General features: G+C 70.8%; 16 protein-coding genes. 13 read left to right on the forward strand and 3 right to left on the reverse strand.

From position 1 onward, the window contains the following. The first annotated feature begins 3 nt into the window (after positions 1–3). The 12 genes from ACTMVF_RS17700 (at position 4) to ACTMVF_RS17755 (ending at position 13,345) form a co-directional block, all read left to right on the forward strand. Positions 4–954, forward strand: coding sequence for a carbohydrate ABC transporter permease (locus ACTMVF_RS17700; RefSeq protein ID WP_441272003.1), 951 nt, complete (start codon positions 4–6; stop codon positions 952–954). After that, the gene (locus ACTMVF_RS17705; protein ID WP_441272004.1) at positions 954–1,889 is read left to right on the forward strand and encodes a carbohydrate ABC transporter permease; all 936 of its coding nucleotides are present in this window, start codon (positions 954–956) and stop codon (positions 1,887–1,889) included. Before ACTMVF_RS17700 ends, ACTMVF_RS17705 begins: the two co-directional genes overlap by 1 nt. After that, positions 1,886–4,414, forward strand: a complete 2,529-nt coding sequence (locus ACTMVF_RS17710) for a beta-galactosidase (protein ID WP_441272005.1) — start codon at positions 1,886–1,888, stop codon at positions 4,412–4,414. Before ACTMVF_RS17705 ends, ACTMVF_RS17710 begins: the two co-directional genes overlap by 4 nt. A 12-nt stretch (positions 4,415–4,426) precedes the next feature. After that, positions 4,427–5,680: an ROK family protein gene (locus tag ACTMVF_RS17715; protein WP_441272006.1), complete on the forward strand. Its 1,254-nt coding sequence runs from the start codon at positions 4,427–4,429 to the stop codon at positions 5,678–5,680. Between the two features lie 253 nt (positions 5,681–5,933). After that, a complete protein-coding gene (locus ACTMVF_RS17720; RefSeq protein WP_441272007.1) occupies positions 5,934–7,049 on the forward strand; it encodes a Gfo/Idh/MocA family protein in 1,116 nt (371 codons plus the stop codon). Then, on the forward strand, positions 7,046–7,984 hold the full coding sequence (locus tag ACTMVF_RS17725) for a PmoA family protein (RefSeq protein WP_441272008.1): 939 nt from the start codon (positions 7,046–7,048) through the stop codon (positions 7,982–7,984). The genes ACTMVF_RS17720 and ACTMVF_RS17725 overlap by 4 nt, the downstream gene beginning before the upstream one ends. Next, the gene (locus tag ACTMVF_RS17730) at positions 7,978–8,730 is read left to right on the forward strand and encodes a cupin (protein WP_441272009.1); all 753 of its coding nucleotides are present in this window, start codon (positions 7,978–7,980) and stop codon (positions 8,728–8,730) included. The genes ACTMVF_RS17725 and ACTMVF_RS17730 overlap by 7 nt, the downstream gene beginning before the upstream one ends. A 63-nt stretch (positions 8,731–8,793) precedes the next feature. After that, on the forward strand, positions 8,794–10,077 hold the full coding sequence (locus ACTMVF_RS17735) for an ABC transporter substrate-binding protein (RefSeq protein WP_441272010.1): 1,284 nt from the start codon (positions 8,794–8,796) through the stop codon (positions 10,075–10,077). Further along, the gene (locus ACTMVF_RS17740; RefSeq protein ID WP_441272011.1) at positions 10,074–11,018 is read left to right on the forward strand and encodes a carbohydrate ABC transporter permease; all 945 of its coding nucleotides are present in this window, start codon (positions 10,074–10,076) and stop codon (positions 11,016–11,018) included. The genes ACTMVF_RS17735 and ACTMVF_RS17740 overlap by 4 nt, the downstream gene beginning before the upstream one ends. Then, complete coding sequence (locus tag ACTMVF_RS17745; RefSeq protein ID WP_441272012.1) at positions 11,015–11,881, forward strand: carbohydrate ABC transporter permease; 867 nt, start codon at positions 11,015–11,017, stop codon at positions 11,879–11,881. The genes ACTMVF_RS17740 and ACTMVF_RS17745 overlap by 4 nt, the downstream gene beginning before the upstream one ends. A gap of 5 nt (positions 11,882–11,886) precedes the next feature. After that, positions 11,887–12,486: a hypothetical protein gene (locus ACTMVF_RS17750; protein ID WP_441272013.1), complete on the forward strand. Its 600-nt coding sequence runs from the start codon at positions 11,887–11,889 to the stop codon at positions 12,484–12,486. Positions 12,487–12,619: 133 nt separating this feature from the next. After that, the gene (locus ACTMVF_RS17755) at positions 12,620–13,345 is read left to right on the forward strand and encodes a DUF4328 domain-containing protein (protein WP_441272014.1); all 726 of its coding nucleotides are present in this window, start codon (positions 12,620–12,622) and stop codon (positions 13,343–13,345) included. A gap of 48 nt (positions 13,346–13,393) precedes the next feature. Here the strand turns inward: ACTMVF_RS17755 and ACTMVF_RS17760 are convergent, their stop codons facing one another. Both ACTMVF_RS17760 and ACTMVF_RS17765 read right to left on the reverse strand, forming a co-directional pair. Continuing rightward, positions 13,394–15,649 carry a heavy metal translocating P-type ATPase gene (locus tag ACTMVF_RS17760; RefSeq protein ID WP_441272015.1) on the reverse strand — a complete coding sequence of 752 codons (2,256 nt, stop codon included), beginning with the start codon at positions 15,647–15,649 and terminating at the stop codon, positions 13,394–13,396. Positions 15,650–15,716: 67 nt separating this feature from the next. Further along, a complete protein-coding gene (locus tag ACTMVF_RS17765) occupies positions 15,717–15,932 on the reverse strand; it encodes a heavy-metal-associated domain-containing protein (RefSeq protein ID WP_441272016.1) in 216 nt (71 codons plus the stop codon). 187 nt (positions 15,933–16,119) lie between these two features. Here ACTMVF_RS17765 and ACTMVF_RS17770 point away from each other — a divergent pair, with 187 nt between their 5' ends. Beyond that, a complete protein-coding gene (locus ACTMVF_RS17770; RefSeq protein ID WP_441272017.1) occupies positions 16,120–17,073 on the forward strand; it encodes a hypothetical protein in 954 nt (317 codons plus the stop codon). A 29-nt stretch (positions 17,074–17,102) separates the two neighbouring features. Here the strand turns inward: ACTMVF_RS17770 and ACTMVF_RS17775 are convergent, their stop codons facing one another. Beyond that, the gene (locus ACTMVF_RS17775; RefSeq protein WP_441272018.1) at positions 17,103–18,938 is read right to left on the reverse strand and encodes a glycoside hydrolase family 15 protein; all 1,836 of its coding nucleotides are present in this window, start codon (positions 18,936–18,938) and stop codon (positions 17,103–17,105) included. Positions 18,939–18,941 lie beyond the last annotated feature (3 nt).

The raw sequence follows: 18,941 nt of genomic DNA on the forward strand, positions 1-18,941 counted from the left end.
GTGATGGCGACCATCTCCAAGACGGCCTCGACGGACGTCCCGAAGACCGGGACGTCCTCGAAGCGGCGGCGCCGTGAGGCGCTCTGGTTCTATCTGTTCGTCTCACCGTGGATGATCGGGTTCCTCGTCTTCCTGTTCGGGCCGATGATCGCGTCGCTCTACTACTCGATGACCGACTGGGACTCGTTCACCGATCCCGTCTGGGTCGGGTTCCAGAACTACGTCACGCTGATCACCGACGACCCCAGGTTCTGGAGGGCGTTGTGGCACACCTTCTACTACGCGGCGGTCTCGGTGCCGCTCGGCCTGGTGCTCGGCCTGTGGCTGGCGAATCTGCTCAACAAGCAGGTACGCGCCCGGAAACTGCTGCGCACGCTGATCTATCTGCCGACCCTGGTGCCGCTGGTCGCCACGGCGATGATCTTCCGGCAGGTGCTCGCCCCGAACGGCCCGTTCAATGACGCCCTCGGCCTGTTCGGCATCTCGGGCCCGTCCTGGCTGCTCGACGGGGACTGGGCGACCCCCGCGCTGATCGTGATGTCGGCATGGAGTGCGGGCGCCGCGACGGTGCTGCTGCTCGCCGCGATGAAGGGCATCCCGAAGGAGCTGTACGAGGCGGCCGAGGTCGACGGCGCGGGCGCGGTGCGGCAGTTCTGGAGCATCACGCTGCCGCACCTGACCCCGATCATCTTCTTCAACCTGATCATGGGGATGATCGGCGCCTTCCAGGTCTTCGCCCAGGTGTACATCCTGGTGCCCAAGGGCAAGCTGCCCGCGGCCTACGCCGGGGCCGAGACGATGGTGCCGTACCTCTTCGACGAGGCCTTCGGCAACTACCACATGGGCTACGCGTCGGCGATCTCCTGGCTGCTCTTCCTCGTGGTCCTCGTCTTCACGCTGATCGCATTCCGCACCGCCCGGCGCTGGGTGTTCTACGAAACCGAGGTGAAGTGATGGCCGGCCTCCTTACCACCCCGGCGCCGCAGCCGACGCAGCACAGCGCCCCGTCGCGCAAGGCCCGTATGGGACAAGGCCCCGGCAGGCTACGGGCGTTCCGGGCCACCCCGTTCACGTACGCGACGCTGATCGTCGTGGCGGCGATCCTCACCACGCCGCTGGTGTTCGTCGGCTCCATCGCGCTCTCCAGCGACGCGACGGTGAACACGAACTCCTTCACCCTCTTCCCGACCGAGTTCCACTGGGAGAACTTCACCCGGGTCTTCGGCTCCGAGCTGCCGATGGGCCGCTTCCTGATCAACTCCGTGATCATCTCGCTCTGTTCGGTCGCCGGGCAGATGCTCTCCAGCGGCCTGGTCGGCTACGCCTTCGCCCGCCTGCGGGCCCCCGGCAAGAACGCCCTGTTCCTGATCGTCATCGCCACCATGATGATCCCGACGCAGATCACGATGATCCCGCAGTTCATCCTCTTCCGGGAGCTGGGCTGGGTGAACACCTATCTGCCGCTGATCGTGCCGAACTTCTTCTCCAACGCCTTCAACGTCTTCCTGGTACGGCAGTTCGTCTCCCGGCTGCCCAGCCAGCTCGACGAGGCGGCCATGGTCGACGGCCTCGGCTTCTTCGGCATCTACCGGCGGATCATGCTGCCGATGCTGTGGCCGGTGCTCATCGCGATCGGCATCTTCACCCTGACCCACACGTGGGGCGACTTCATGGGCCCGCTGATCTATCTGAACGACGAGTCCAAGATGCCGCTGTCGCTGGGCATCCAGTACATCACCAGCACCTCGGCGGCGGGCCAGTCACCGTCGTGGAACCTGGTGATGGTCGGCTCGATCCTGCTCGCCCTGCCCATGATCATCGTCTACTACCTCGGCCAGAAGTACCTGTACGAAATGGACATCAGCGGCGGAAGCGCGGGAGTGAAGTGACCACCATCCACGTAGACGGTCAGGGCGTGTGGATCGACGGCCGTCCCCGCACCCTGCTGTGCGCGTCCCTGTTCTACTTCCGCCTCCCGCGGGAGCAGTGGCGTGAGCGGCTGGAACAGGTACGGGCGTCGGGGTACACCTGCGTCGACGTCTATCTGCCCTGGAACTTCCACGAGTTGGCGCCCGGCCGCTGGTCCTTCGAGGGCCGCCGGGACGTCGCCGCCTTCCTGGACCTCGCGCAGGAGGCGGGCCTGTACGTCATCGCGCGGCCGGGCCCGTACATCTGCTCCGAGTGGGACGGCGGCGCGCTGCCCGCATGGCTGGGCCTGAACGCCGAGTTGAGGGTCCGTCAGAACGAGCCCCGCTATCTGGAGCAGGTCACCGCTTGGTTCGACCAGGTGCTGCCACTGCTGGCGGAGCGGCAGTACACGGCGGGCGGCTCAGTGATCATGGTGCAGTTGGAGAACGAGCTGGACTTCTTCGACTGCACGGACCGCCCCGGGTACATGACCGCCCTACGGGACACGGCACTTCGGCACGGCATCACGGTGCCGCTGATCGCCTGCTCCGGACAGGGCGACCTCGCGGGCGCCACGGGGGACGTGGACGACGTCGTACCGGCCTGCAACTTCTACCCGGACGACGACTCCCCGGACATCGAGGCCGAGGTGCGCCGCTATGCCGCTCTGGTCGCGGAGCGCGGGGTGCCGCTGCTGGTCACCGAGACGAACCGGCGCCACCGCACGCTGCGGCGGCTGCTGGCGAGCGGCGCCAAACTGATCGCACCGTATCTCCAGTCGTCAGGCTGGAACTTCGGGTACACCCCGTCGAGCGGCAACTGGGGGCGCCCCGGCAACTTCATGAGCCACGGCTACGACTTCGGCGGATACGTCACGTCCACCGGCGTGGCACGGCCGGAGTACGCCGAGGCGCAGGTACTCGCACGGGTCGTCGAGACCTGGGGTCCCCAACTGGCCCTCGCCACACCGTCGTTGCACGAGGAGCTGAGCTGCGACTTCCCGACGGGCTCGGTCTCGGCGGCGCTGGACCTTCCCGAGGGCGGCCGGCTGGTGGCCGTACCGCATCTCGGGACCGAGCCGGGCACGGCGGTCGTCCAGGGAGTGCCGGTCGCGGTGGCCCCGGGATCGTGCCCCCTCATGGCGGTGGACGTACCGCTCGCCGGGGCCACCCTGGCACTCGCCTCGGCGGACCTCGTGGCGCGGACGGACCGGGTGCTGGTGTTCTCCTCCGACGTGCCCGTCACCGTCGTACTGGACGGAACACGGACCGAGATCCCGGTGTCCGGGCGGCGGACCGTGGCCCAGGTCATCCTCGTCGCGCTGCCGTCGGCCGACGCGGCACGGCTGCGGTCGGTCGACCCGGACGGCACAGTCCACCTGACCGACGCACCGGAGCGACCCGGCGATGCGAAGCCGACCGCCGTGCAGGAGCTGCGGCGGCGCTCCGAGGCGGCCCCCGAGCAGCCGGCCGGTCTGCACGAACTGCCCCCCACCCTGGAGTCGCTCGGGGTGTACCGGGGGCGTGGCGCCTACCGCACCGCCACCGACCTGACGGACGTCGACGAGTTGCTGCTCACCGGCGCGGCGGACATCGTCGACCTGTCGGTCGCGGGCCGCACGCTCCCGACGGTCGCCGGGTTCGGCGCCACCCGGCGTATCGACGTCCGCGACGTCACGGGCAGTGTCGCGATCGAGGCCGTCGTGGAGATCTGGGGCCACGCCAACTTCGACGACGCCCGCCTGCCCGCGCTCCGCCTCGGCGCGCTGCGTGGCCTCGGCACCCTCTGGAAGGTCCGCGGGACCACGGACGTGTCGGCCCTGTGGACGGTGCACGGCCACTGGGCGGGGGCTCCCGCGCCCACCCGGGTGCTCGGGGGCTGGAGCAGCACCCGCGTCGCGGCGCCGCTCACCTACACCCGTACGGTCCACGCGCCCACCCCGTCGGCGCTGCATCTGCGCGGAGTCGTCGAACCGCTGCGGGTGAGCGTGGACGACGGGGAGCCGGAGACCGTCCACGCCGAGAACCCCTGGGTGCTGCTGTCCGCCGGCACCCACCACGTCTCGGTCACGCTGCCGCACCACCCGAGCGGTCCCGGCCTGCGCGCCGACCTGCTCGCGCTCGACGCCGTACGCGACTGGTCGTGCGCGGTGCAGGACGACGAGCTGCTGACCGCGTTCGCCGCCGGCTCCGGCCGTACGGAGGAGGTACGGCTCCCGCTGGTGCTGAAACCGGGGGAGGAGGCATGGCTCGACGTCGACCTGCCGGCGTCGCCGGCCGGATATCTGATCCGGCTGGACGCCACGCAGGTCCGGGTGACCGGATGGGCCGGCGGAGAGTGCGTGGGGCGCGTCTGGGTCGGAGACCGGCCCGACTTCTCGGGAGGTGACCCCGACGCACTCTGGGTACCACCGAACTGGCCGGGCCTGACCCTGCTCGCCCAGGGTATCGAGGGGCGTGACACGCCGGAGATCCGTACGCTGTGGCTGGGGGGACCGACCGACTGAGGGGGAGTACCGGTGGCCCGGCACACGGCCCGTGACGTTCGCAGCGAGAACCGTTTCGAGGTGCTGCACGCCCTGTTCGACCTCGGGCCGTCCTCCCGCCAGGAACTCGCCCGGCACACGGGCCTCAGCCAGGCCACCGTGACGACACTGGCCGGCCAGTTCCTGGCGGAGGGCGTGCTGCACATCGCCGCCGTGGAGCGCAACGCCGTGGGACGGCCGTACGAACGGCTCACGATCAACCCGGACCGGGGCCGCATCGTCGGTGTCGACGTCGCCGAGACCTACGTCGACGCCACGGTGTACGACCTCGCTCTCGGCGTCCTGGGCCGGCACGAGACTGCCCTCGACGAGGACCAGAACGACCAGGCGTACGTCGTCGAGGGCATCGTCGGCGTGATCGAGGCGGCCCTGGACGCGGCCGGTACCGAGCGCGACCGGATCGTGGGAGTCGGGGTCAGCATGCCGGGCCACGTACACCACGACGCCGGCGTCTCCGTCTTCGCGCCGAACTGGGACTGGCACGACGTCCACATCGAGGAACTGCTGGCCGCACGGCTGCGGTTGCCGGTGTACGTCGACAATCCGCTCAAGGCGGCGATCCTGTCCGAGATGTGGTTCGGCGTCGGACGCGTCGTCGACAGCATGGCCGTGGTCAACATCGGCACCGGGGCCGGAGCCGGCATCGCCATCGAGGGCACCCTGGTCCGCGGCATCACCAACAACGCCGGCGAATGGGGACACACCCTACTGATGCTGGACGGTCGCCCGTGCCGCTGCGGCCGACACGGGTGCGTGGAGGCGTACGTCGGCGCCCCCGGCCTGGAGGCGACGCTGGCCGAGATCGACCCGTCCCATCCGGCGCTGGGGCAGCCCGGGCAGCGGGACCTCGTCGAGACCGTCGCCGACGGCCTGGCCGCGGGGGACCCGGTGCTGCGGGAGCTCGTCCGGCGCACGGGCCGCTATCTCGCCGCCGCCCTCGGCGACCTCGTCAACCTGCTCAACGTCCCGAAGGTGACTCTCACCGGCTGGCTGCCCAAGGTGCTGGCCCCATGGCTCGTCCCCGCCGTACGGGACGAACTGCCCCATCACGTGCTGCCGGGTTCCCTGCCCGGCCTCACCGTCGAGGTGTCCGACGTCCCCGGCAACGCCGTGTGCCTGGGCATGGCCGCCTTCACCCTGGAGCAGTTCCTCGCCCGGCTCGGCCTGGTCAGCCAGGCCCGGACCCGGTCGCAGTCGAGCGCCCAGACCGCCCAGCCGATCGGCTGACGCGCCCGCCCAACGGCCCGTCAGCCGTGCCGAGTTGCGCCGCGCCACCGCTCCTGAGCGCTCAGTGATCTTCATCCCGTTTGGGTGCCCGCCCGGAAGGGGAGCGTGCGGGTGGTGAGCCGAGCCGAACGGTCAAGGCTTTGCTCATGTCGCCGCAGAGGGGTTGTCCTGACATTAGGTCCCTGCCTAGGGTCGCCTCGAAGTGCAAGCGCTTTCTGAGCGGGCTGTCCGCCGGCCGTCCGAGGAGAACTGCATGTCCCCAAGCCCCGCCCGCCGCCGCGTCGCCGTGATCGGCACCGGCGCCATCGTCAGCGGCAGCCATCTCCCCGCGCTGAGACACCACGCGGACCGGGTGGAGCTGGTCGCCGCGGTCGACGTGGACCAGGCCCGACTGGACGCCTTCCGGGAGCTCGCGGGCGAGGACGTCGCCGGGTACACCTCGACGGGCGACATGCTGGACGCCGTACGCCCCGACCTGGTCCTGATCGGCACGCCGCCGTCGCTGCACCGGGAGCAGACGGTCGCCGCGCTCAAGGCCGGCGCCTGGGTGCTGTGCGAGAAGCCGCTGTGTCTGTCGCTCGCCGAGTACGACGACATCGCGGCGGCCGAGGAGGCGTCGGGTGCGTACGCCTCGGTCGTCTTCCAGCACCGCTACGGATCCGGCGCCGTGCACGCCCGTGAGCTGATCGCGAGAGGTGAGCTGGGTGCCCCGCTCGTCGCGCACTGCCAGACGACCTGGCACCGTGACGCGGCCTACTACGCGGTGCCGTGGCGCGGGAAGTGGGCCAGCGAAGGCGGCGGGCCCACCATGGGGCACGGCATCCACCAGTTCGACCTGCTGCTGCACCTGCTCGGGCCATGGGCGGAGATCCGGGCCATGGCCGCGCGCCTGGTCCACGACACCGAGAGCGAGGACGTCTCGACCGCCCTCGTACGCTTCGAGAACGGCGCCCTCGCCACCGTCGTCAACAGCGTGCTGTCCCCGCACGAGGTGAGCCGCATCCGCATCGACTGCGCCGACGCGACGGTCGAACTCACCCACCTGTACGGCCACCGCAACGACGACTGGGTCTACACCCCGGCCCCGCACGTCCCCTCCGAGCGCGCCACCGCCTGGCGCACCCCCGCGGCGGACCTGCCCAGCTCGCACACGGCCCAGCTCGGCGCCCTCCTGGACGCCTACGACAACGGTGTCCGGCCGCCCGGCAGCGGCCTGGACGCCCGGGCCACCCTCGACTTCGCCGCCGCCCTCTACAAGGCCGCTTTCACGGGGAGTCCGGTGCTCGCGGGCGAGATCCGGCCCGGCGACCCCTTCTACCCGGCCATGCACGGCGACCACCCCCACTGGGCCCCCAAGGAGCGCGCATGAGCATCCGCGTCAGCCACGTCCACGGCGACCACATCGCCGTCGAGGCGGCCAACGGCACGGAGATCCTCCGCTACGTCTACCGCCCCGACCCGGAGGCCTTCGAGTCCCGCAAGCCCTACGCCCACCCGGTGCGCACTCTCGCCGGGCACACCGTGACCGGCTACCGGCCGAGCGACCACCGCTGGCACAAGGGCCTGCAGATGACGGCGAGCCATCTGTCCGGGCAGAACTTCTGGGGTGGCAACTGCTATGTCCACGGCGAGGGTTACCTCGCCCTGCCCGAGCGGGTCGGCTCCATGCGGCACGACGGCTTCGCCGACTTCACGGCCGAGGACGACCGGCTCGCCTTCACCGAGGAGCTCACCTGGGTCGAGAACGGCGGCGAGGAGTGGGCGCGCGAGGTGCGCGGGCTGACCGTCCACTCGGTGGACGAGGAGGCCGGCGCCTGGGCCCTGGACTGGTCGATCCGGCTGACCAACCTCCGTGCCGTACCGCTGGCCTTCGGCTCGCCCACCACCGCCGGCCGTGAGATGGCCGGCTACACCGGACTCCAGTGGCGCGGGCCCCGGGACTTCACCGGCGGCACCGCCTTCGGCGCCGACCTCGACGGGGGAGCGGGCGCGGACGCGGGCAAGCTGATGGGCACGCAGGGCCCGTGGCTGGCCTTCACCGCCGAACACGACGACGTCGACGGCCACTCCACGCTCGTCTTCGCACACGCCCCCGAGAACCTCGACGAGAACGCCGCGATCCACGAGTCCCACTGGTTCGTGCGCTCCGAACCGATCCCGACGGTGGCGTTCTCCTGGGCGTTCTTCGAGGAGTTCGAGCTGCCGCCGGGCGAGTCCTTCGCGTACCGGTATCGCGTCGTGTTCGCCGACGGGGCCTGGGACCGGGAGCGGGTGGCCTCCCACCTGGAGGGAATGCCATGGTGAAGCCCCACCTTCCGCACCCGCTGCCCGGCGCCGTCGGCCTGTCCCACCTCAGCGCCTACGACTGGGAGGCCGCCGACGGCGTGTGCGGCGGCAGCCCGCATCTGCACCTGGTCTGCACGGAGGCGTACGTCGTCACCGGCGGCCGGGGCGCCGTGCAGACGCTGAGCCCCGACGGCTACCGGGACATCCCCCTGGAGCCGGGCTCCGTCGCGTGGTTCACGCCCGGGACCGTGCACCGGATGGTCCAGGGCGGCGATCTGCGCATCACCGTGCTGATGCAGAACAGCGGACTGCCCGAGGCCGGGGACGCCGTCTTCACCTTCCCGGCCGAGGTGCTCGCCGACCCCGAGAAGTACGCGGCGGCCGCGACGATCCCGCCCGGCACGGGTGCGGACACGGCGGCTGCCGCGCGCCGCCGCCGGGACCTCGCCGTCGAGGGCTACCTCGCCCTGCGCGAGGCGCTCGTCGCCGGCGACAGCGGCCCGTACCTGGAGTTCCAGCGCGCCGCCGCCCGCCTCGTGCGCGCCAAGGTGCCGAACTGGCGAGGGCTGTGGCGGGCGGGTGCGCTGGCCACGGCCGAGCGCACGGGCGCCCAGCTCGATGCGCTGGAGGCCGGCGAGCCGGCGTATCTCGCCGACGCGACCTCGTACGAGACCGCGCCCACCAGGCTCGGCGGCTTCGGCATGTGCGGTCGCCGGGACGAGTACAACCTGCCCGGGACGACGCTGCCGTACGGCGGCGAGTAGCGGGCAGAGGGGGGCCGAAGGGGGGCCAACAGAAAGCCCGAGGAGAGAAGAGGTGACCTCGGCATGCCCGGACACAGGACAAAGGGGTTCTGCGCGTCGGCCGCCGCACTCGTGCTCTGCGCGATGCTGGCGGGCTGCACAGGATCCGGGGAGTCGGTCGGCGGCGGCAAGGTCGTGCTGCGCTACACGTGGTGGGGCAACCCCGACCGCGCCGAGCGCACCGAGCAGGCCGTCGCCCTGTTCGAGAAACAGCACCCCGACATCCAGGTGCAGACGTCGTTCTCGGCCTACGAGGCCTACAAGCAGAAGCTCGCCACGCAGGCCGCCGGCGGCGACGCCCCCGACGTGATGCAGCTCGACTACCGGCAGATCGACCAGTACGCCTCCGGCGGCGTCCTGCTCGACCTGGCCGAGCAGAAGGCCGTACTGCGCACCGGTGAGATCGACCCGGGTCTGCTCGCCACCGGACGGCTCGACGGCACGCAGTACGCCATCCCCCAGGGCCGTGGCACCGAGACCGTCGCCTACGACGTCAAGGCGTGGAAGGCGTCCGGCGTGCCGCTCCCGGGCCGGAGCTGGACCTGGAGCGAATGGGCCGACGCCATGCGCGCGTTGGCGAAGAAGACCGGCAAGCCCGGCGCCACCGACCCCGGCCAGAGCGAGGACGCCTTCGAGGTCTGGCTGCGCGGCCAGGGCAAGGCCCTCTACACGAAGCACGGCGGGCTCGGCTTCACCGCCGACGACCTGACCCGTTGGTGGACCTTCACCGACAAGCTCCGGCGCGAGGGCGCCGTCTCGCCCGCCGAGCAGACCACACAGCTCGACGGCTCCGTCGAGAACACCCCTCTGGGGCGCGGCCAGGCCATCGCCGACGCCAACTGGGACGCCCCGGCCAGCGGTTTCCTCGCCCTCATACCGACCGGCGTCGCCCTCGCGCCGATGCCTTCCGGCGAGGACGGTACCCCCGGCCAGTACTTCAAGCCGTCGATGTTCCTGGGCGTCGGGGCCAACACCGGTCACCCGAAGGAGGCGACGCAGCTCGTCGACTTCCTCATCAACGACGAGCAGGCAGCGAAAATCCTCGGGGCCACTCGCGGGATCCCCGTCAACGAGTCGATCCGCGAGGAGACCGAGCCACAGCTCAAGGACTTCGACAAGACGATCGCCGACTACCAGTCCTCCGTGGAAGGCACGCTCAAGGACCCGCCACAGGCTCCGCCCTCCGGCGACAACGCCCTCCAGGCCACCTTCCAGCGCGACTACGACCAGGTGTCCTACGCGCGCATGTCGCCCCGCGAGGCGGCCGAGAACTACGTCACCGAGGCGAAGGCGGAGCTGAGGTCATGACCACCACCGACATCCCCGCGCCCGCCGCCAGGAAACCGGGGGCGACCACCGCCCCGAAGCGTCGCCCCAAGCGCGAAAGCCAGGGCCCCGCCTGGGTGTTCCTGTCCCCGTGGGTGCTCGGCGCGATCGTCCTGACGCTGCTGCCGATGGCCGTGTCGCTGTACCTGTCCTTCACCGACTACGACCTGTTCAACCCGCCGCGCTGGGTGGGCCTGCGCAACTACGTCCAGATGTTCACCGAGGACCCGCGCTACTGGCGGTCGGTGCTGACCACACTGACGTACGTCGTCATCGCGGTGCCCCTGCAACTCGCCCTCGCCCTCGTCGTCGCGCTCGCCCTCAAAGGCATGAAACGCGGCAAGGGCTTCTACCGATCGGCCTTCTACGCCCCCTCGCTGCTGGGTGCGTCGATGTCCATCGCCCTCGTCTGGCGCGCGGTCTTCAACGACGGCGGCACCGTGGACAACCTGCTCGGCACCGGCGGCTGGGTCAACAAACCCGGCTGGGCGCTGCTCGCCGTGGCCCTGCTGACGGTGTGGCAGTTCGGCGCGCCGATGGTCATCTTCCTGGCCGGCCTCCAGCAGATCCCAGCCGAGCTGTACGAGGCGGCGGCCGTCGACGGGGCCGGGAAATGGCGGCAGTTCCTGTCCGTCACGGTGCCGATGCTGTCCCCGGTCCTGTTCTTCAACCTCGTCCTCCAGACCATCCAGGCCTTCCAGGTCTTCACCCCCGCCTTCGCCCTCAGCGCGGGCAAGGGCGGCCCCGCCGACTCGACCCTCGTCTACACCCTCTACCTCTACGACCGCGGCTTCGTCGCCTCCCACATGGGCTACGCCTCCGCCATGGCCTGGGTGCTGCTGCTCGTGATCGGCGCCGTCACGGCGGTGCTGTTCCGCACCTCGCGCTCCTGGGTCTTCTACGCCTCCGAGGGGGACCGATGACCATCACCACAACTCCCGCTGCCCGCAAGCCCGTTGCCTGGGGCCGGATCGCCCTGCACGTCGGCTGCCTGGCCGCGCTGCTGGTCATGCTGTACCCGCTGGCCTGGCTGCTGGCCACCTCGCTCAAGCCCGCCGACGAGGTCATCGCGAGCCTCGACCTGCTGCCGAGCCATCTGGAGTGGTCCAACTACTCCACGGCCCTGGACGGCGTCAACGACGTGTCCATCTGGCGGCTGCTGAGCAACTCGCTGCTGATCGCGGGCGGTGCGGTCCTCGGCAACGTGATCAGCTGCTCGCTCGCCGCCTACGCCTTCGCACGCCTGCGATTCCGCTTCCGGGGACCGCTGTTCGCCTTCATGATCGCGACGATCATGCTGCCGCACCACGCGGTGCTGATCCCGCAGTACATCATCTTCAACCAGCTCGGCCTGGTGAACACCTACTGGCCGCTGATCCTGCCGAAGTTCCTCGCGACGGAGGCCTTCTTCGTCTTCCTCATCGTGCAGTTCATGCGGGGGCTGCCGCGCGAGCTGGAGGAGGCGGCCCGTATCGACGGCTGCGGTCCGTTCCGCAGCTTCTTCAAGGTCGTGCTCCCGCTCACCCGCCCCGCGCTGATCACGACCGCCATCTTCACCTTCATCTGGACCTGGAACGACTTCTTCACCCAGCTCATCTACCTCTTCGACCCGGACAAGTTCACGCTCACGCTCGCCCTGCGGTCGTTCGTGGACGCCTCCAGCACCTCGGCGTTCGGCCCGATGTTCGCGATGTCCGTGATCGCGCTGCTGCCGATCGTGCTGTTCTTCCTCGCCTTCCAGCGCCTGCTCGTGGAGGGCATGGCCAGCTCCGGACTCAAGGGGTGAGCGGCATGGGAACGCGTGAGCCGGGCGAGGTCTTCGGGCCGCGGATGACCCTGTTCGCCGACGTGCTGAGCGTCGGCCTCGCCACGGCGGTGGCGTGTCTGCCCCTGGTGACGGCGCCCGCCGCGCTGTCCACGGCGTGCGCGGTGCTGCGCGGAGCGGGGGAGGAGCGGCCGGCCACCGCGGGGCAGTACTTCGCCCTCCTACGACGCCGACTGCGGGCCGGGGACCTCGGGGCGGGCGCCGTCGCGCTCGTGGGCGTCCTGCTGTTCGCCGCGGATCTGGCGCTGGCCGGGGCGGGCCTGCCCGGGGCGCCGCTGTTCGCGGTGACGGCCGCCGCGATCGGGGCAGGCGCCACGGTGGTGGGCCTCAGGGCCTGCGCCCGCCCGGAGGCGCTCACCGACTGGACAGCCGCGGTGCGCGGGGCCGCCCGGGATGCTGCGCGGGACGTGGGCGGCAACGGCCTGGTCCTGCTGGCGGTGGCCACCGCCGCCGCGTGCGCCTGGATGCTTCTGCCGCTCGCTTTCCTGGCGCCCGGACCCCTGGCACTGGCCCTCACCGCCATCGACGTACGACGCAGGGTCTGCGCTGACCGGCAGCCCAGTTGACCTGGACTGATCCCAGAGACCCGCCCCCTGCTGGATTGTCATGGACGGGAGGTATGCGGTCGGCGTATCGTGCGTCGGCCGCGCCTTCTTCCCGCGGACTTTTTCCTTTCCGCCCGTGGGGGGCCTCATCACCATGTCCGCATCCAATGAGCTACGTCCGCGTCCCCTGCTGCCCGCAGGTGCGCCCGCGTCGTCCGTCGGCCTCATGGCCGCAGCCGTCGGAGGGCTCGCTCTGGTCGCCCTCTGCGACCTGTTCAGTCTGTTCGCCGGATTCCGGCTCCGGGCGGTGACCGACGCGGACGGCGGCTTCGTCACGGCCCCGCAGCAGGAGTTCGCGGCCGCTGCGTCGCTGTACGAGACGGCCGGCAGATACCAGGTCATGGTGTACCTGCCCTGCGCGATCGTGTTCGTCGTCTGGTTCTTCCGGATGCGCCGCAACACCGGACTGCTGGCGCCGGACCGGTTCCGCAACGGCCCCGGGTGGGCCGTCGGAGGCTGGCTCATCCCGCTGGTGAACCTCTGGATGCCGTACCGCATCGCCCTCGACATGTGGGGCGCCGCCACTTTGCTGCCGGCCGACGGCGAGCGGTACCGGGCGCGGACCTGGCCGGTGAACCTGTGGTGGGGTCTGTTCGCCTTCAGCCTCCTGTTCAACCGGTACGCCGGGACGACATACAAGAACGCCGAGACGCCGACGGAGATCAGGGACGCGGTGACGCAGTACATGGCCGCCGACCTGGTGCACATCCTCGCCGCCGCTGCCGCCGTCCACTTCGCCGTCCGGCTGACCGGCATGCAGCGGCTCAAGGCGATGGAGGGGCCGTACCGGTCTCAGGTCGTCAAGGGCGCGTCGGCCTGACGGGAGGGCCCCTCCGTGCGCCCCCTTCGGGGCGGGCGGCGCGGCGGCTCAGCTCGCGGCCCGGAACGAGCGCAGCCGCAGGGAGTTGGCGACGACGAAGACCGAGGAGAACGCCATCGCCGCACCGGCGATCATCGGGTTGAGCAGTCCGGCCGCGGCGAGCGGCAGCGCGGCGACGTTGTAGGCGAAGGCCCAGAACAGGTTCGACCGGATGGTGCCGAGCGTCCTGCGGGCCAGCCGGATCGCGTCGGCGGCGGCGCGCAGGTCGCCGCGGACCAGGGTGAGGTCGCCGGCCTCGATCGCGGCGTCCGTGCCGGTGCCCATCGCCAGACCGAGGTCGGCCTGGGCCAGGGCGGCGGCGTCGTTGACCCCGTCGCCGACCATCGCGACCGAACGGCCCTCTCCCTGCAGCCGCTTGACGACATCGGCCTTGTCCTGCGGCAGCACCTCGGCGATGACGTCCTCGGGCGCGATACCGACCTCGCGGGCGACGGCGTCGGCGACGGCCTTGTTGTCGCCGGTCAGCAGGATCGGGGTGAGGCCGAGGGCGCGCAGCCGACGGATCGCCTCGGGGCTGGTCTCCTTCACGGCGTCGGCGACCTCCAGGACCGCGCGCGCCTCACCGTCCCAGGCGACCGCGATGGCGGTCCGACCGGAGGCCTCGGCCTCGGACTTGGCGTGCGCCAGCGGCTCCGGCAGTTCCATCGCCCACTCTTCGAGGAGCCGCTCCCGGCCCACGAGCACGGCATGGCCCTCGACCAAGCCCTGCACCCCGAGACCGGGCACGTTCGCGAAGTCCTCGGGCGCGGGCAGCGAACCCAGCTTCTGAAGCGCCCCGTCGGCCACCGCACGGGCGATCGGGTGCTCGGAGGCGTGCTCCAATGCGCCCGCCAGCCGCAGGACTTCGGTCTCGTCGGTGCTGTCGGCGGTGTGCACGGCCAGCAGGGTCATCCGGCCGGTGGTCACCGTGCCCGTCTTGTCGAGGACGATCGTGTCGACCTCGCGCGTGGACTCCAGCACCTCCGGGCCCTTGATCAGGATCCCGAGCTGCGCGCCCCGCCCGGTGCCCACCATCAGCGCCGTCGGCGTGGCCAGGCCCAGGGCGCACGGGCAGGCGATGATCAGTACGGCGACCGCGGCGGTGAAGGCGGCGGCCGGCCCGGCGCCGTTGCCGAGCCAGAAGCCCAGGGTGCCCAGCGCCAGGGCGATCACGACCGGCACGAACACGGCGGAGATCCGGTCCGCGAGCCGCTGGGCCGAGGCCTTCCCGTTCTGCGCGTCCTCCACCAGCTGGGCCATCCGCGCGAGTTGGGTGTCGGCGCCCACACGGGTGGCCTCGACGACGAGGCGGCCGCCCGCGTTGAGCGTGGCGCCGGTGACCGGGTCGCCCTGGGCCACCTCGACCGGCACGGACTCGCCGGTGAGCATCGAGGCGTCCACCGCGGAGGAGCCCTCGACGACCGTGCCGTCGGTGGCGATCTTCTCGCCGGGACGGACCAGGAAGCGGTCGCCGACCTTCAACTCCGCGACAGCGACGGTCCGTTCGGTGCCGTCGGCGCGCAGGACGGTGACGTCCTTGGCGCCCAGCTCCAACAGGGCCTTCAGGGCCGCGCCGGCCTTGCGCTTGGAACGCGCCTCGAAGTAGCGCCCGGCCAGGATGAAGGCGGTGACTCCGGCGGCCGCCTCCAGATAGATGTTCCCGGAGCCGTCACTGCGGGAGATCGTCAGCTCGAAGGGGTGCGTCATGCCCGGTTCGCCCGCGGTGCCGAGGAACAGCGCCCACAGCGACCACAGGAACGCGGCCGACGTGCCGACCGAGATCAGCGTGTCCATGGTGGCTGCGCCGTGCCGCAGATTGGTGATCGTCGCCTTGTGGAAGGGCCATGCGGCATACGTCACGACGGGCGCCGCCAGGGTCAGCGACAGCCACTGCCAGTACTCGAACTGGAGGGCGGGGACCATGGCCATCGCGATGACGGGGACGGCGAGCGTCACGGCCGTGATCAACCGCTCGCGCAGCGGCCGTAGCTCGTCGTGCTCGTCCGTGTGCTCGGGCTGCTCCTGGACGGGCGGCGCGGGCTCCCGCGCGGTGTACCCGGTCGCCTCCACGGTGGCGATCAGGTCCTGGACGGAGACGTCGCCGCCGTAGCTGACCTTAGCCTTCTCGGTCGCGTAGTTGACGGTGGCGGTCACCCCGTCCATGCGGTTCAGCTTCTTCTCGATGCGCGCCGCGCACGAGGCGCAGGTCATGCCGCCGATGGCGAGTTCTATCTCGGTCGCGGCGTCGGACGCGGTGGTGGTCATCGCTGCTCCTGGTGCGGGGGCGGGCGGAGTCCGGTGCGGCCGGGCTCCGACTGTTCGGGGGTGCGGGTCAGGCCGCGCGGCCGGTCAGCTCGTAGCCCGCGTCGTCGACGACCTCGGCGATCAGGGCGTCATCGGGTTCGGTGGCGCTGGCGACGGTGACGTGACCGGCCGCGATATCGACATCGACGCCGGTGACGCCGTCCAGCTCGCCGATGGCCTTGGTGAGGGTGGCCTTGCAGTGGGCGCAGCTCATGCCGGAGACGGCGTAGGTGGTGGTGGACATCGGTTCCTCCTGAAGTGCGTGGTCGCGGTCGACCAGGATACGGGGCGGGGGTATCCTCGCCGATGCCATGTATACCCCCAGGGGGTAGTCAAATCAAGCCCGAGACCAAGTTGACTTCATACCCCCTAGGGGTATGGTGAAGTGCATCGAAGGCTCATTCCAAGGATCCGAACCCCAGGAGACCGCCATGCATGCCGGACTGAAGATCAGCGCGTTCGCCGCCGCACTGGCCGCGACCTTCGGCACCGCCTACGCCGTAGGCACGGGCGTCGCCCCCGTCGTCGACGGCTCCGCGCCCGCCTCCCACGAGAGCCACGGAGAGGCGCCATTGACACCGAGCGGAGGCGGCGGGCCCGAGACGGAGCTGCCCGGCGGGCTCCAGGTCTCCCAGGGCGGCTACACCCTCGACCTGAGGACTCCGAGCGTCACCGCCGGAACCCGCTCCGACCTGCGCTTCGTCATACGTGACAGCGACGGCCGGGCCGTCACCGCCTACGAGCCCGAGCAGGAGAAGGAACTGCACCTCATCGTGGCCTCACGCGACATGGTGACGTACCGCCATCTGCACCCCACCCGCGCCGCCGACGGCACCTGGAGCATCCCCGTAGAGCTGCCCCGCGCGGGCGGCTACCGAGTCCTGGCCGACTTCACCCCGGCGAAGGAGGGCGCCGAGAGCCTCACGCTCGGCGCGGACCTGGCGGCCTCGGGCTCCTACGAGCCGCAGAAGCTGCCCGCGCCGGGTTCCACCGCGAAGATCGACGGCTATGAGGTCCGTCTGGACGGCGGCCTGCTCCCGGGCAAGGAGAGCGAGCTGAAGCTGAAGGTCTCACGAAACGGCCGCCCCGTGACCAACCTCCAGCCCTACCTCGGCGCCTACGGCCACCTGGTCGCCCTGCGCTCCGGCGACCTCGCCTACCTCCACATCCACCCGGGCGGCGCGCCCGGCGACGGCAGGACGAAGCCCGGTCCGGAGATCTCGTTCATGGCCACGGCGCCGAGCAGCGGCACGTACCGCCTGTTCCTCGACTTCAAGCACGAGGGCCAGGTGCGCACCGCGGCGTTCACGGTCCGGGCCGGAGCGGCGTCGCCCGCACCGTCGCAGCCGTCCTCGCCGGAGGCCGAGCCGGGCCACGGCCACTGACGTCAGAGCTGGGAACCGGTGAACTCCGGTCACCCCAGGACGCGATCCAGGTTGAAGGCCGCACTGATCAGGGCGAGATGGGTGAACGCCTGGGGGAAGTTGCCCTGTTGCTCGCCCGTGTGGCTGATCTCCTCGGCGTACAGGCCCAGATGGTTGGCGTACGTCAGCATCTTCTCGAAGGCCAGCCGCGCCTCGTCCACGCGGCCGGCACGGACCATGGCTTCGACGTACCAGAACGAGCAGATCGAGAACGTGCCCTCGTCGCCCTGCAGTCCGTCGGGGCTCGCCGCCGGGTCGTAGCGGTAGACCAGCGAGTCGGACACCAGGTCCTGGGTGAGGGCGTCCAGGGTGGACAGCCACTTGGGGTCGGTCGGCGAGATGAACTTCGTCAGCGGCATCATCAGCACGGCCGCGTCGAGCACGTCGCCGTCCTCGTGCTGGACGAAGGCCTGGCGCGTCTCGGACCAGCCCCGGCGCATGATCCGCCGGTAGATCGTGTCCCGGCACTGCTGCCAGCGCGGCAGATCGGCGGGCAGCCCGCGCCGGTTGGCCATGCGGATGGCCCGCTCGATCGCCACCCAGCACATCAGCCGCGAGTACAGGAAGTTCTTGCGTCCGCCGCGGGTCTCCCAGATGCCCTCGTCGGGCTGGTCCCAGTTGTCGCACACCCAGTCCACCAGCCCGCACATGTCGTCCCACTGGTCGCTGGAGATCGGCTCCGCCCATTTGTCATAGAGGTAGATCGAGTCGATCAGCGCGCCGTAGATGTCGAGCTGGAGCTGGTCGGCGGCGGCGTTGCCGACGCGCACCGGGGCGGAACCGAGGTGCCCCTCCAAGTGGTCGAGTTCGCGCTCGGTCAGATCAGTGCGGCCGTCGATGCCGTACATGACCTGCAACGGACCGGCGTGACCGCCGTCGCTCCGGCTGACGTACTGGGTCAGGAACTTCATGAAGGCCTCGGCCTCACCCGTGAAGCCCAGCCGCAGCAGCGCGTACACACAGAAGGCGGCGTCACGCACCCACACATACCGGTAGTCCCAGTTGCGTTCGCCGCCCGGCTGCTCGGGCAGGCTCGTCGTCGGCGCGGCCACGATCGCGCCGGTGGGCGCGTAGGTGAGCAGCTTCAGGGTGAGCGCGGAGCGGTGCACCATCTCCCGCCAGCGGCCCCGGTACTTGGAGGCGGACAGCCAGTGCCGCCAGTACGCCACCGTGCTGTTGAACTGCTCCTCGGCCTCGGTCCGCGCGCACCGCCGTGGGTTCACCTCGCCGCCGACCTGGTCCAGCGCGAACACCGCCGACTCGCCCTCGGAGAGCTTGAACTCGGCGCACACGTCGGGCCCGTCGACCTCCAGCGGCATGGTCGCGGTCAGTCCGAGCGACAGCTTCTCGGACTCGAAGACCGCGACGTCGCCCACCCTGCGGACGGTGTGCGGCCGGGTGCCGTAGTCGAAGCGCGGCGCGACCCGCGTACGGAAGGGGATCGACCCGCGGACGCACACCACACGCCGGATCAGGCGGTGCCGTTCGGTCTCCACCAGGCCGCCGTCCACCGGCATGAAGTCCTGCACCTCACCGACGCCGTTCTGGGTGAAGAACCGGGTGATCAGGACGTTCGTGTCCGGGAAGTAGAACTGCTCGGTCCGGGCCGGCACCGTCGCCGCCAGCTCGAAGCAGCCACCCCGCTCCGCGTCCAGGATCGCCGCGAAGACGCTCGGGGCGTCGAAGGCCGGGCAGCAGTACCAGTCGATCGTGCCGTCCGTCCCCACCAGGGCCACACTGCGCAGATCGCCGATCAGCCCGTGCTCGGCGATCGGCATATAGCGCGAAGTCGCCCGTACGTCCCCGTCGATCGGTGTCGTGCTCATCGC

The sequence above is a fragment of the Streptomyces sp. SD31 genome (assembly GCF_052068475.1).
Classification (GTDB): domain Bacteria; phylum Actinomycetota; class Actinomycetes; order Streptomycetales; family Streptomycetaceae; genus Streptomyces.

Bases quoted from the DNA above. Each gene is read 5' to 3' on its own strand.
- ACTMVF_RS17700 (WP_441272003.1), top strand. From the start codon at position 4: ATGGCGACCATCTCCAAGACGGCCTCGACGGACGTCCCGAAGACCGGG.
- ACTMVF_RS17705 (WP_441272004.1), top strand. From the start codon at position 954: ATGGCCGGCCTCCTTACCACCCCGGCGCCGCAGCCGACGCAGCACAGC.
- ACTMVF_RS17720 (WP_441272007.1), top strand. From the start codon at position 5,934: ATGTCCCCAAGCCCCGCCCGCCGCCGCGTCGCCGTGATCGGCACCGGC.
- ACTMVF_RS17725 (WP_441272008.1), top strand. From the start codon at position 7,046: ATGAGCATCCGCGTCAGCCACGTCCACGGCGACCACATCGCCGTCGAG.
- ACTMVF_RS17730 (WP_441272009.1), top strand. From the start codon at position 7,978: ATGGTGAAGCCCCACCTTCCGCACCCGCTGCCCGGCGCCGTCGGCCTG.
- ACTMVF_RS17735 (WP_441272010.1), top strand. From the start codon at position 8,794: ATGCCCGGACACAGGACAAAGGGGTTCTGCGCGTCGGCCGCCGCACTC.
- ACTMVF_RS17740 (WP_441272011.1), top strand. From the start codon at position 10,074: ATGACCACCACCGACATCCCCGCGCCCGCCGCCAGGAAACCGGGGGCG.
- ACTMVF_RS17745 (WP_441272012.1), top strand. From the start codon at position 11,015: ATGACCATCACCACAACTCCCGCTGCCCGCAAGCCCGTTGCCTGGGGC.
- ACTMVF_RS17750 (WP_441272013.1), top strand. From the start codon at position 11,887: ATGGGAACGCGTGAGCCGGGCGAGGTCTTCGGGCCGCGGATGACCCTG.
- ACTMVF_RS17755 (WP_441272014.1), top strand. From the start codon at position 12,620: ATGTCCGCATCCAATGAGCTACGTCCGCGTCCCCTGCTGCCCGCAGGT.
- ACTMVF_RS17760 (WP_441272015.1), bottom strand. From the start codon at position 15,649: ATGACCACCACCGCGTCCGACGCCGCGACCGAGATAGAACTCGCCATC.
- ACTMVF_RS17765 (WP_441272016.1), bottom strand. From the start codon at position 15,932: ATGTCCACCACCACCTACGCCGTCTCCGGCATGAGCTGCGCCCACTGC.
- ACTMVF_RS17770 (WP_441272017.1), top strand. From the start codon at position 16,120: ATGCATGCCGGACTGAAGATCAGCGCGTTCGCCGCCGCACTGGCCGCG.
- ACTMVF_RS17775 (WP_441272018.1), bottom strand. From the start codon at position 18,938: ATGAGCACGACACCGATCGACGGGGACGTACGGGCGACTTCGCGCTAT.